This window comes from Paraburkholderia tropica (genome assembly GCF_914484835.1).
GTDB lineage: Bacteria > Pseudomonadota > Gammaproteobacteria > Burkholderiales > Burkholderiaceae > Paraburkholderia > Paraburkholderia tropica_A.
In genome coordinates this window covers 1-13534 of sequence record NZ_CAJZAR010000057.1, presented here as the reverse complement: position 1 = coordinate 13534, position 13534 = coordinate 1, and the positions used below count along the sequence as shown (strand labels likewise).

Below are 13534 nucleotides of genomic sequence, written 5' to 3'. Positions count from 1 at the left end.
CTGCGCTATCCAGCTGAGTCTTCCTGCGCCGCGTGCGGCTGGCGCGGGTCGGGCGGCGGCGTCCTCGCGGACGCGGCGTCGTCTTGCGCGGCCGCGTGCGTGCCTGTGTGCGTGGCGCCCGCACCTTGCGCCGCGTGGCGCGCGGGCCGCGCACACAGCACCGCGAGCGCGTGCGCGCCGACTTCGAAACCGGCGTCGTACAGCGTGTGCGGCGCGTCCTCGGGATGCGCGGTGTCGAGCAGCACGCTCCACGCGAGTCGCGGCGCGGGCGCGCGGAACGTCACGGCCTGCGAGGACGCGTTCAGCATCATCAACAATACTTCGATTTCGCCGTCGAGTCCCGGGCCCGCGCGCCGCACCGCGAATGCGCGCGCCTCGGGGTCTTGCCATGCCGCGGGCGTGAGCCGCTCGCCGTGCTCGTCAAACCAGTCGATGTCGTGCACGTCGGGCAGCACCTCGCGGTCGCCGAACAGGAAACGCGTTTCTCTCAGCAAGGGATGATCCCGCCGCAGCGCGATCGCGCGCGCGCAGAACGCCGTCATCGCCTCGCCTTGCGGCGTCGCGGCGAGCGCCCAGTCGAGCCACGAAATCTCGTTGTCCTGGCAGTACGCGTTGTTGTTGCCTTGCTGCGTGCGGCAGGTTTCGTCGCCGGCCAGCATCATCGGCGTGCCGAGCGCGATGCAGAGCGTCGCAAACATCGAGCGCGCGACGCGTGCGCGCGTGTCGAGAATCGCCGGGTCGTCGGTCGGGCCTTCGACGCCCCAGTTCGCGCTCCAGTTTTCGTTGTGGCCGTCGCGGTTCTCTTCGCCGTTCGCTTCATTGTGCTTGCGCTCGTAGGCGACGAGATCGGCGAGCGTGAAGCCGTCGTGCGAAGTCACGAAATTCAGCGAGGCCCACGGGTGGCGTTTACGCTTGTCGAACAGATCGGCGGAACCGGTGAGACGCGCGGCGAGATCGGCGCGCTGCGCGGGCGCGCCGCGCCAGTAGCGACGCACGCTGTCGCGATAGCGGTCGTTCCATTCGGCGAAACCGGGCGGGTGATTGCCGAGCTGATAGCCGCCGGGACCGACGTCCCACGGCTCGGAAATCAGCTTCACCTGCGAGAGCACGGGGTCCTGGCGCAGCACGTCGAAGAAGCCGCTGCCGGGATCGAAACCTTGCGGCTCGCGTCCGAGCGTGACGCCGAGATCGAAACGAAAGCCGTCGATGCGATACGAGGTGGTCCAGTAGCGCAGCGAGTCGGCAACCATCTGCAGGACGCGCGGATGCGAGAGGTTGAGCGTGTTGCCGCAGCCGGTGTCGTTGATCAGATGGCGTTCGTCGCCGGGCACGCAGCGGTAATAGCTTGCGTTGTCGAGGCCGCGCCACGAGATCGTCGGGCCCATTTCGCCGCCTTCGCAGGTGTGGTTGTAGACCACGTCGAGAATCACTTCGATACCGGCCGCATGCAACTGGCGAATGGCGATGCGCATTTCGTCGGTGTCGTTGCCCGCGAGATACGAGGGCTCGGGCGCGAAATACGCCGCCGAGTTATAGCCCCAGTAATTGCGCAGCCCGCGCTCGACGAGAAAGCGCTCGGGAAGAAAGGCGTGCACGGGCAGCAGCTCCACGGCGGTCACGCCCAGCTTCTGCAGATGGTCGATGAAATGCGGCGAGCCGAGCGCGGCGAAGGTGCCGCGCTGGTGATGGCGCAGATCGCGGCGCAGCATCGAGATGCCCCGCACATGCGTTTCGTAGATGACGGTCTCGCTCCACGGCGTGTTGGGCCGATGGTCCTGCGACCAGTCGAAGGTGTCGTGCGTGACCACGCCCTTGGCCATCGCGGGCGCGGAGTCGCGCCGTTCGAGCGAGAGGTCGGCGCGGTTCGAATGCACGCGATAGCCGTACAGCGTGTCGGACCAGCGGAACTGGCCGACGAGGCGGCGCGCGTAAGGATCGAGCAGCAGCTTGTGCGGATTGAAGCGATGGCCTTCGTGCGGCTGATACGGGCCGTGCGCGCGAAAGCCGTAGACGGTGCCGGGATGCGCGTCGGGCAGATAGCCGTGCCAGATTTCGTCGGTGCATTCGGGCAGCTTGTAGCGCATGCGTTCCTTGCGGCCGGTCGGGTCGAAGAGGCACAGCTCGATGCGCCACGCGTGCGCCGAGAACACCGCGAAATTGGTGCCCAGCCCGTCCCACGTCGCGCCGAGCGGGTAGGGCGCGCCGGGCAGCAGCCGGTCGGGCATGCCGTTAGCCATATCGATGCTCCTTCTGCTGATTCTTGTATTGCATCGGATTCCTGATGAAACGCGCGTGCTGCCATATCAACGTCGCAATCGCAGTATCAGCGTGCCGAGCGGCGGCAGCACGAGCGCCGCCGATTGCGGCCGGCCGTGGCTCGGCACCGGCTCGGTCGAGACGAGGCCGCCGTTGCCCATGTTCGAGCCGCCGTAGACTTCGGCGTCGCTGTTGAGCGCTTCTTCCCACTGCCCCGGCTGCGGCATGCCGATGCGGTAGCCGTGGCGCGGCACCGGCGTGAAGTTGCAGACGGCGACGATCTCGTTGCCCGAACCGTCGACGCGCCGCCACGCGAGCACGCTGTTGTCGCTGTCGTCGGCGACGAGCCATTCGAATCCGCCCGGCTCCGTGTCGAGCACGTGCAGCGCGGTTTCGTCGGCATAGAGGTGGTTGAGGTCGCGCACGAGCGCCTGCACGCCGCGATGCAGCGGATCGTCGAGCAGATTCCAGTGCGGCGTGCCGTCGTGATCGAACTCCGCCATCTGCCCGAACTCGCCGCCCATGAACAGCAGCTTCTTGCCCGGATGCGCCCACATGAAGCCGAAATACGCGCGCAGGTTCGCGAACTTCTGCCAGCGGTCGCCGGGCATCTTGCCGAGCAGCGAGCCCTTGCCGTGCACCACTTCGTCATGCGAGAGCGGCAGCACGAAACGCTCGGACCACGCATAGACCATCGCGAACGTCATCTCATGATGGTGATAGCGGCGATGCACGGGGTCTTCGTGCATGAAGTGCAGCGTGTCGTGCATCCAGCCCATGTTCCATTTGAACTGGAAGCCGAGTCCGCCGTCCTCGGGGCGCGCGGTCACGCCGGGCCACGCGGTCGATTCTTCGGCGATGGTGATCACGCCGGGCCGCTGCGGCACGTATTGCGTTTCGTGATTGAGGCGCTTGAGAAACGCGATCGATTCGAGATTCTCGCGCCCGCCGTAGATGTTTGGCACCCACTCGCCCTGCGCGCGCGAATAGTCGCGATAGAGCATCGACGCGACGGCGTCCACGCGCAGCCCGTCGATGTGATAACGCATCAGCCACGCGAGCCCCGACGCGATCAGGAACGCACTCACCTCGCGGCGGCCGAGGTTGTAGATCATCGTGTTCCAGTCGGGGTGATAGCCCTCGCGCGGATCGGCGTGCTCGTAGAGCGCGGTGCCGTCGAAGTCGATCAGGCCGTGCGCGTCGTTCGGAAAATGCGCGGGCACCCAGTCGAGAATCACGCCGAGACCGGCTTCGTGCGCGCGATCGACGAAGGCCGCGAAGTCGAGCGGCGAACCGAGACGCGCGGTCGGCGCGAACTGCGAAAGCGGCTGATAGCCCCACGACCCGCCGAACGGATGCTCGGCCACCGGCAGCAATTCCAGATGCGTGAAGCCCATGCCCTGCGCGTAGGGAATCAGGCGGTCGGCGAGCGCGCGCCAGTCGGGCGCGGGCGCATCGGCGCCTTGCGTCGGCAGCCAGGACGATGCGTGCACTTCGTACACCGACATCGGCGCGCGCGCGTTCTGGCGTTCGGCGCGCGTTTGCAGCCAGTCGTGGTCGTGCCACGCGAAATGTTCGAGCGCCTCCACCGGCGCGACTACCGACGCCGTGGCGGGCGGCGGCTCGGTCTGGAACGCGCAGGGATCGGCCTTCAGCGGCAACACTTCGCCGCGCGCGCCGAGGATCTCGAACTTGTAGCGCGCGCCCGCGGCCACGCGCGGAATGAACAGCTCCCACACGCCCGCTTCGTGGCGCAGCCGCATCGGATGACGCCGCCCGTCCCACGCGTTGAAGTCGCCGACCACGGAGACGCGCTGCGCGTTCGGCGCCCACAGCGCGAAGCGCACGCCCGGCACGCCGTCATAGACGAGCGGCCGTGCGCCGAGGCATTCGAGCACCGCATACGGGTCGCCGTCGGCGAGACGATGCAGCGCTTCCTGCGGCAACTGCGCGCCGAACGAATAGGGATCCTCCACTTCCTGCGCCACGCCATGCCAGTCGATTTCGAGCCGGTACGCCGTGCCTTCCGCGAGCGGTCCGGCGAACAGACCGGCGGGATGCACGCGCGTGAGTTCGGCGAGCGTGTGCGCGCGGTCGCGCGCGAGCACGCGCACGTGCGTGGCGTTCGGCAGCCAGGCGCGCACGTAAGGCGCGCCGTCGACCCAGTGCAGCCCGAGCACGGCGAACGGATCGCGATGACGCGCATGCACGAGCGCGTCGATGTCGTGATGATGCAGGCCGGCGTCCGGGGCGCGCTCAGGCATGTCCGCCTCCGTGGGTCGGCGTGGGGCCGAGCAGGCGGCTCGCAAGCGCCGCGAGGCCACGCACTGGCAGGGCGAGCCACGAGGGCCGGTTGGCGGCTTCGTAGCGGATCTCGTAGGCCGCCTTCTCGATCAGGAACAGGTCGAGCAGCGCCTGTTCGTGCGAGGCGCTGACGAGCGTGAGCGGCGCGTTGACGACTGCCGCGCGGTACTGGCTCAGGAAGGTTTCGGCGGCGTGGCCGCGGAAGCGCTCGAACAGTGCGCGCTTGCGGTCTGCGATCTGCTGCGGCGCGCTTTCAGTGGTCGATTGCGCGGCGGCGTTCGCATACGAGAGCGAGCGCAGCAGGCCCGCGACGTCGCGCAGCGAACATTGTTTCGCGCGCCGGTAATCGAGCGAACGCGCGGGCTCGCCTTCGAAGTCGATCAGATACGCGTCGCCTTGCGCGAGCAGCACCTGGCCCAGATGGAAGTCGCCATGAATGCGGATGCGCCACGCGGCGGCGTCGAGCGGCACGAGGTCGTCCACGGCGGCCAGCAGCGCGTCGCGCCGCTCGATCAGACTGCGCGCGAGTTCCTTCGCGTCGTCGTCGAGCGTGTGGTTGTCGTCGCCGATACGCTGCGCCACGATGTCGAGCGCTTCCACGAGCATCTTGCGCGCGTCGCTGACCCACTGGCGCACGTCGTCGGGCGTTGCGGCCTCGGGTGTGAAGGCGTCGCCCTCGTCGTCGTCCTCGCCGGGTTGCGCGAGCGCGGCGTGCAATTCGCCGAGCCGCTTGCCGATCGCGCCGATCACGGCGGCGTAGTTCTGCATCACCTCTTCTTCGTGAGCCTGATCCTGCTCGCCGGTTTCGCCGTCGTCGGCGGCGAGCGCGAGGTCGTCGATCGTGCGGCGCAGATAATCGAGCGCCCATTCCCACGCGTCGCCCTGATTGTCGATGAAGCCTTGCAGGATCGCGAGCGTATGCGGCACGCCCTGCGGATCGACGCGCACGACTTCGCCATAGAGCGGCGCCGTGTTCGCATAGCCGAGCTTCGTCAGATGGCGGCTCATTTCCGCTTCGGGATGCACGCCCGCCATCAGGCGGCGCACGAGCTTGAGCACCAGCGTTTCGGCGATGATCAGCGAGCTGTTGCTCTGTTCGGCGGCGAGCCAGCGGATTTCGGGTTCTTCGCCGAGATCGATTTCATCGATACGCGTGGTCGGCTCGAAGCGGATCGTGCTGCCTTGCACGGTCGGCACCTGCGCGCGTTCACGCAGCTTGCGCAGCACGCCATAAGCGAACCACGGCAGCGCGAACGCGTCGGTCAGATAGCCGATCGTGCGGCCGCGCCGCACGCGTGAGAGCGCGAGCTGAATGTGCAGCGGCGTGGTGGTGTCCGCGCCCCAGGTGATCGCGATCGGCAACACGTAGCGCTCGGTCGCGCCATCCGCGAGTTCGGCTTCGATCTCGGTGAACGCGAAGCCCGCGCCCGTGATCGTCGTGAGCGCGGCGAGCCGCACGGCGCGCAGCGGCTTGTCCTTCGAGGCGAACCAGCGCCGCCGCGAGAGCCACGACGGCAGCACTTCCGATTCGAGCAGGCGCACGTTTTCGGGCGTCGCGCCGGTTTGTCCTTCGCGGATCACGACGGTCACGAATTCGGGCAACTGCTCGGAGGCGGGCTGGCTCCACGAAGGACGCTCGTTGCCCGGACATAGCAGGAACCACAGAAAACCGTAGGGCGGGAAGGTCAGCAGATACGGCAACTGGCCGATGGGCGGAAACACCGAATCGGCGGTCATCTCCACGGGCGCGGTGCCCGCGAATTCGGAGAGATCGAGTTCGACGGCCTGCGGCGCGCGCGAGAGATTCGCGACGCACAGAATCGACGGCTCGCCCGGCATCTCGCGCAGATACGCGAGGATCTTGCGATTCGCGGGCCGCAGAAAGCGGATCGTGCCGCGTCCGAACGCCTGTTTCGCGCGGCGCGTGGCGAGCATGCGGCGCGTCCAGTTGAGCAGCGAATGCGGGTCGCGGCTTTGCGCTTCCACGTTGATCGCGTCGTAGCCGTAGAGCGAACCCATCAGCGGCGGCAATACGAGTTGTTCGGGATCGGCGCGCGAAAATCCGCCGTTGCGATCCGACGACCATTGCATCGGCGTGCGCACGCCGTCGCGGTCGCCGAGGTGAATGTTGTCGCCCATGCCGAGTTCGTCGCCGTAGTAAATCACCGGCGTGCCGGGCATCGAGAGCAAGATCGAATTGATCAGTTCGATGCGGCGTCGGTCGCGCTCCATGAGCGGCGCGAGACGGCGGCGAATGCCGAGATTCAGACGCGCGCGCCGGTCGCTCGCATAGGTGTTCCAGAGATAATCGCGCTCGGAATCGGTGACCATTTCGAGCGTCAGTTCATCGTGATTGCGCAAGAAAACCGCCCATTGGCAACTGGGCAGCAGATCCGGCGTCTGCTTCATGATGTCGATGATCGGAAAGCGGTCCTCGCTCGCAATCGCCATATACAGACGCGGCATCAGCGGAAAGTGGAACGCCATATGGCATTCGTCTTCATTGCCGAAATATTCCTGCACGTCCTCGGGCCACTGATTCGCTTCGGCGAGCAGCATGCGATTGGGGTAATGCTCGTCGATGGTCGCGCGAATCTTCTTCAGGATCGCGTGCGTCTCGGGCAGGTTCTCGTTATTCGTGCCTTCGCGTTCGACGAGATACGGCACGGCGTCCAGCCGCAATCCGTCGATGCCCATGTCGAGCCAGAAGCGCATCACCTGCAACACTTCGCGCAGCACGGCGGGATTATCGAAATTCAGATCGGGCTGATGCGAATAAAAGCGGTGCCAGTAATACGCGCCCGCGACGGGATCGTGCGTCCAGTTCGACGGCTCGGTGTCGATGAAGATGATGCGCGTGCCCTGATAACGCTGATCGGTATCGGACCACACGTAGTAATTGCGATGATTCGAGCCGGGCTTCGCGCGCCGCGCGCGCTGAAACCACGGATGCTGATCCGAGGTGTGATTGATGACCAGTTCGGTGATCACGCGCATGCCGCGCGCGTGCGCTTCCTGAATGAAGCGGCGCACGTCGGCGAGCTGGCCGTAGTCGGGATGCACGTTGCGATAGTCGGCGATGTCGTAGCCGTCGTCGCGACGCGGCGACGGATAGAACGGCAGCAGCCAGATCGCGGTCACGCCGAGCGAGGCGATGTAATCGAGCTTGGAGAGCAGGCCCGCGAAATCGCCCACGCCGTCGTTGTTCGCGTCGAAGAACGACTTCACGTGCACCTGATAAATCACCGCGTCCTTGTACCAGAGCGGGTCGTCGGAGAGCAGCGAGGGTTTGCCGCGTTTTTGCGTGCCGCGCGCCGTGTGATGCTCGTCGTCGGTCTGCTGCGCGGTCGGGTCGGTGACCGGCGCGGCGTCGGGTTGCGGCGGCGCTTCGTGCGAAGCGGGATCGCGTTTCATGTGGCTCCTCCGGGAGGGAAGTCCGCGTCGAATTCGGGGTGGCCTTCGACCGGTTCGTCCGGTACGTCAGGCGGCGTTTCGCGTGGCAGGCCGTCGATGGGCGCGAGACGCCAGATCGCGAACGGCCGCGTGTGCGGATCGAGCCGCACGTGCTGCCAGCGGCTTTGCCATTCGAAGCGCTCGCCGCTCATTTCGTCGACGACGGCAAGCCGCGCGTGATCGTCGATCTGCCAGGCCTGGAAGGTGGCCCACGACAGTTCGATATCGGCGCCTTGCTCGTTCCACGGGTCGAGGTTGATCGCCACGACAATCACGTTGTCGCGCGCGGGCGTGGCCTTTTCGAAGCACAGCACGTTGTCGTTGTGCGCGCCGAGGAAGGTGATGCCCAGATGCGATTGCAGCGCGGGATTCGCGCGGCGCGCGCGATTGAGCGCCGTTATTTCGGCCACGATATTTCCGGGCCGGTTCCAGTCCCACGCGCGCAACTGATACTTTTCGGAGTCCAGATATTCTTCGCTGTTGGGCAGCGGCCGCGCCTCGCACAATTCGAAGCCGCTATACACGCCCCACAATCCCGAGAGCAGCGCGGCGAGCGCGGCGCGAATCAAATGGATCGAGCGCGCGCCGCTTTGCAGATAACGCGGATTGATATCGGGCGTATTGACGAAGAAATTGGGCCGATAAAAATCGCGTACTTCGCTCTGCGTGAGTTCGGTCAGATAGTCGATGAACTCGCGCTTCGTTTCGCGCCACGTGAAATACGTGTATGACTGCGAAAAGCCGATCTTCGCGAGCCGGTACATGAGGCGCGGGCGCGTGAAGGCTTCCGAGAGGAAGATCACGTCCGGATGACGCGCGCGCACGTCGGCGATCATCCATTCCCAGAACGGCAGCGGTTTCGTATGCGGATTATCGACGCGGAAAATGCGCACGCCCGCATCGACCCAGAACAGGATCACGTCGCGCAATGCGAGCCAGAGTTCGGGCTTCGCATCGTGCGCGTAGAACTCGGGGTTCACGATGTCCTGATACTTCTTCGGCGGATTCTCCGCGTAACGCAGCGTGCCGTCGGGCCGCCATGCGAACCAGCCCGGATGCGCCTTGAGCCACGGATGGTCGGGCGAGCATTGAATCGCGAAGTCGAGCGCGATTTCGAGGCCGTGCGCGTGCGCCGCGTTGAGCATGCGGCAGAAGTCTTCGAGCGTGCCCAGTTCGGGATGCACGGCGGTGTGGCCGCCTTCGGCCGCGCCGATCGCGTAAGGGCTGCCGACATCGCCGGGCTGCGCGGTCAGCGAGTTGTTGCGGCCTTTGCGGTTCGCGAGTCCGATCGGATGGATCGGCGGGAAATACAGCACGTCGAAACCCATGTCGCGGATGCGCGGCATCTTCGCGATCACGTCGTCGAAGGTGCCGTGACGCGACTCGTCGTCGCTCATCGAACGCGGGAAGATTTCGTACCAGCTCGCGAAGCGCGCGGCGGCGCGTTCGGCGTCCACGCGCTGCACCGTGGCGTCGCGCGAGAGGAACGGCCGATGGTTCGCGGCGCGCACGGCGGCCGCCGTGGCGGGCGCGGCGAGCAGCGCGCAGCGCGTGTCGGTGTCGGCGGCCACGAAGCGTTTGACGAGCGCGTCGAGCGCCGCGCGCTCGCGCAGATGTTGCTCGCTGTGGTCGTCGGACGTGTCGGCGGTCGCGAGCACGAGCGCGAGCAGGCGGCTCGCTTCCTCCAGTTCGAGATGGACGGGCTGGTTGGCGTCGCGCTTCTTTTGCAGATGCACGGCGAGCGAGGCGAAGTCGTCGCGCCACGCAATCACCACGAATTCGTGGCGTCCCACGCGTTCGAGCGGGAAGGTGCCGCTCCAGAGATCGGTGCCGGCGGGCGGCAGCGGTTTCATCGGCGACTCGTGCCAGGCGGTTTCGTCGGCGGCGCGCCAGAGGATCGCGGCGTCGATGCGGTCGTGGCCTTCCGCGAAGATCGCGGCGCGCACTTCGCATTGCTCGCCCACGACGCGCTTGGCGACGAAGCGCCCGTGATCGACGGACGGCCACACGCTTTCGATGGCGATGCGCGGCGCGGCGATTGCGTCGATCACGCTCTTGTGGCCGCTCGTGGGCGACTTCGCGAGATCCTCGGGCGGCGCGAGCGCGACGAGCGGCGTGGCGAGCGCGCGGAACATCCAGCACGCGCCCGCGGGCAGCGTAAACGTTTCCGGGATCGCGCCCGCATCGCGCGGCGAGCGTTCGCGCACGCCGCGCAGCGATTGCGCGTCGAGCGGCTCGAAGCGCGTGAAGCCGCCGGGCGCGCCGTCGAGCAGATGCGCCATGTTCACACGCACCGGCGCGGCCAGCGCGGGATTGACGAGCGTGAGCAGCGCTTCGCCCGCATCGCGCAGATCGGCGCGGTCGCCGCGCAGCAGCGCGGCCACGGGCGCGGCGGGGCCGCTGAGCGCGCGCAGCTCGCCATTCGTCTGGAGGATGAAGGTCTCGCGCTGCAAGGCGTTCGCGTGCGCGATGTCGGCGGAGAGATCGAAGGGCGCGCGCGCTTTCGCTTCGGCCCACGTGGGCGCCCGTTCGTGGGCGCCGCCGTTTGCGCCGCCGGTTGCACCTCGATCGTGCGCGTGCGGGCCGCCGTGGCCGCTTGCTTCGTCGACGCCGTATTCGAAACCCATCGGCACCAGCCAGCCGGTGCCGGTGGCCGCCGCCGCGCGCAGCATGCGGCGATAGGCGCGCTCGACCGCGCGCGCGTCGGCGGCGCCGTCGAGATCGCGGATGAAGCGCGTGCCGTAGGGCGCTTCGGGAAACGCGACCGGCGAGCCCACGCGGCGCACCACGTCGTGCTCCTCGACCATCCAGCTCGACGAGAAGTCCCACCAGCGCAGCGAGGTGAACGCGGCGTCGAAGCCCGCGTGTTCGAGTTGCGCGATCTCGGCGCGCGCGAGGCCCGGCGTGGCCGCGAGCCAGCGCGTTTGCGGATGGCTCGCGCGCACGCCGTCGAAGATCGCGCGCAGCACGGCGGCCGGCACGCGATGCGGCGAGTCGATGCGAAAGCCGCCGAGGCCCGCGTCGGCGAGCCGCGTGGCGAACTGCGTCCACCAGACCGCGAGCGGCGCGCCCGCGCGTTCGAAGTCGGCATAGGCCACGTTCGCGTCGCGATGGCCGTGGCGCGGATCGAGCCGCGCGTCCTCGGGCTCGAACGGATGAAACCATTCGGGATGCGCGGCGTAGAGCGCGCCGTCGGCGGCCGCGCGGTCGAGCGTGAGATCGGCGAGCAGCGTCAGGCCGCGTTCGCGCGCGGCGGTCGCGAGCAGGCGCACGACGTCCGCCACCGGCTCTGGCGAACCGAACGCGGGATGCAAATGTTGATGATCGGCGACGATGCGGTCGTCGCCCGAGCGGCCTGGTGCGAACAGGGCGCCGATCAGGACATGATCGAAGCCCAGCGACGCTGCGTGCGCGCAATGCGCGGGCCACGCGTCGAGCGGCCCGGCGAGGACGGAATGGACGAAGTAGATCCGCGGCGCATAGGCGTGAGGAGGTTCCATCGGTCGTATTCCAGATACGTCGGGCAGCGTGGATGCAGGGCCGAGGTACCACCGGATGCGATCACGTTGCCCGTGGGCTGCCGGAGCGGGCCGCACAGGGCCGGGCGTTGGCGCGTGTCCTGTTCAATGTAGTGCAAGAGCAGGCCGGAACCAAAGCGTCGGCGACGTACGGCGACTTGATGCGGAAGTCAGCAAGGCATGTGCCCAATCCGCGCGATCGCCGCGCCGCTGCGCCGGCTCGCGGCCACGCGGGTTCATGCGTGACGCGTGCCTGGCTGCGTGCCGCGCTGTGTGCCGCACAGCGTGCGCGCGGCGCGTGCATCGATTGCAATCGATGCCGGTCTAGTTCCCCACCATGCTCGCCGCGATGTTCACGCACAGGCCGAGCACGGAAACGTTGAAATAGAACGACAGGACGGATTGCGCGAGCACGCTGCGCCGCGCGCTGCGTCCGCGCAGGCCGACATCGGCGGTTTGCGAGGCGCAGGCGATCGTGAAAGAAAAATACAGGAAGTCCCAATAATCCGGCTGGAGTTTGGCGTCGGGGAACGCGAGCGCCGGCGAATGGGGATCGGAGCCGTAATACACGCGCGCGTAATGGAGCGTGAAGATAGTGGGAATCAGAAACCACGCGCCGATCAGCGTGAGGCCGGTGAGCAGCGAATGCAGCACCTTCGAGGCCGTATTGAGATCCTTGGTGGTGCCGAGTTCGAGCACGATCGCGACGATGCTCGCGACGGTCGCCGCGCAGACCAGAAACAGCACCGTGCCCGCGTTCTGGTCCTCGCGCTGCGCGTGGCGGCGCACGCTGGTTTCGTCGGTGCGGATCATGTGAATCCAGATCAGCACGAGGTAGGTCCAGATCGCGATGTCCCAGCCGACCAGCACGCGCGCCACGGGCCGAATCGAGCCTGGCACGAGCGCCGCGAGCACCACGCCGAGGACCATGCCGATCATCATGTGCGGACGATTGCGCAGGACTTGCGGATAGACCTTCATGGCATCGACGCTCTCGACGGGTGAAGACACGCGGGGACCGCGCAGGCGCGCGCGGATTGCAGCGATTTTACCCACGGCCGTGGCGTGGCGCGCCACGCGGGACGCACGTCAGGCGATTTGAAAGCGCGCGTAAAAAAGCGCCATGAAACGATAATTGGCGCGCATACAGAGTGCCCGGCGGGCGCTATCATGAAACGATGACACCCACTCTCGCCCCTGAAGTTCAGCATCACGCCAGCAACGAGGCCGGCCGCGACTTTGTCGTGGGCGACCTGCACGGCTGCGTGGATGCTTTGCGCTTCCTGCTGCGCGAGGTGAGCTTCGACGCTGCGGCCGACCGGCTGTTCTCGGTCGGCGACCTGATCGATCGCGGCGAGCAGTGCGAGGAAGCGCTCACGCTACTCGACAAGCCGTGGTTCCACGCCGTGCTCGGCAATCACGAAGACGCGCTGTGCGCAGTCGTCGAAGGGCGGCTGCCGCGGCATCAGTGGTACGGCATCGGCGGCGGCTGGGCGCAGTACGTGCCGGAACGCGCGCTCGCGCAGTACGCGAAACGCCTGCGCCAGTTGCCGCTGGTGCGCACGGTCGGGCAGGGCGGCGCGCGCTTCAACGTGCTGCACGCGGAATTTTTCGGCGACGACACCGAACTCGATGCCGGCCAGTTCAACGACCACGTGCGCGAGCGCATGCTGTGGGGCCGCGAACTGGCCTTCAACGCGGGCACGCCCGCGAGCCACGCGCTCTCGCTGACCTACTGCGGCCACACGCCGATGCGCGAGCCGCGCCAGATCGGCTCGCAGATGTTCATCGACACGGGCGCCTATATCGCCGAAGGACGTCTCACGATGGTCGAGGCGCTGTCGCTGCGCAACTGGTCGGTTTCGACCCAGGCGGCGCGCGAACAAGGCGCGGCGGCGTTCGCGCTGCCCTGACTCTCTCCTTGATGGCGCGCGCTCAGCCCGCGCCGAGACTCGACGTCAGCAATTGCAGCGTCGCCGCCGAGCGCGGCTCGCGCACGCGCG

6 protein-coding genes are annotated in these 13534 nt (G+C 67.3%); 1 reads left to right on the top strand and 5 read right to left on the bottom strand.

Features of this window, described 5'->3' with window-relative positions:
* Positions 1 to 5 precede the first annotated feature (5 nt).
* From glgX to LDO54_RS19460, 5 genes are all read right to left on the bottom strand, one after another.
* On the bottom strand, positions 6 to 2237 hold the full coding sequence (gene glgX / locus LDO54_RS19480; protein WP_224012319.1) for a glycogen debranching protein GlgX: 2232 nt from the start codon (positions 2235 to 2237) through the stop codon (positions 6 to 8).
* 66 nt (positions 2238 to 2303) lie between these two features.
* A complete protein-coding gene (gene glgB, locus LDO54_RS19475; protein ID WP_224012318.1) occupies positions 2304 to 4520 on the bottom strand; it encodes a 1,4-alpha-glucan branching protein GlgB in 2217 nt (738 codons plus the stop codon).
* Positions 4513 to 7974 (bottom strand): maltose alpha-D-glucosyltransferase, encoded by a 3462-nt coding sequence (gene treS / locus LDO54_RS19470; RefSeq protein ID WP_224012317.1) that lies wholly within the window; start codon positions 7972 to 7974, stop codon positions 4513 to 4515. Before treS ends, glgB begins: the two co-directional genes overlap by 8 nt.
* Positions 7971 to 11513, bottom strand: a complete 3543-nt coding sequence (locus LDO54_RS19465; protein ID WP_224012316.1) for an alpha-1,4-glucan--maltose-1-phosphate maltosyltransferase — start codon at positions 11511 to 11513, stop codon at positions 7971 to 7973. The genes treS and LDO54_RS19465 overlap by 4 nt, the downstream gene beginning before the upstream one ends.
* 342 nt (positions 11514 to 11855) lie before the next feature.
* Positions 11856 to 12512 (bottom strand): DUF1345 domain-containing protein, encoded by a 657-nt coding sequence (locus LDO54_RS19460; RefSeq protein WP_224012354.1) that lies wholly within the window; start codon positions 12510 to 12512, stop codon positions 11856 to 11858.
* A gap of 197 nt (positions 12513 to 12709) precedes the next feature.
* On the opposite strand from LDO54_RS19460, the gene LDO54_RS19455 reads away from it, so the two are divergent.
* Positions 12710 to 13444 (top strand): metallophosphoesterase, encoded by a 735-nt coding sequence (locus LDO54_RS19455; protein WP_224012315.1) that lies wholly within the window; start codon positions 12710 to 12712, stop codon positions 13442 to 13444.
* Positions 13445 to 13534 lie beyond the last annotated feature (90 nt).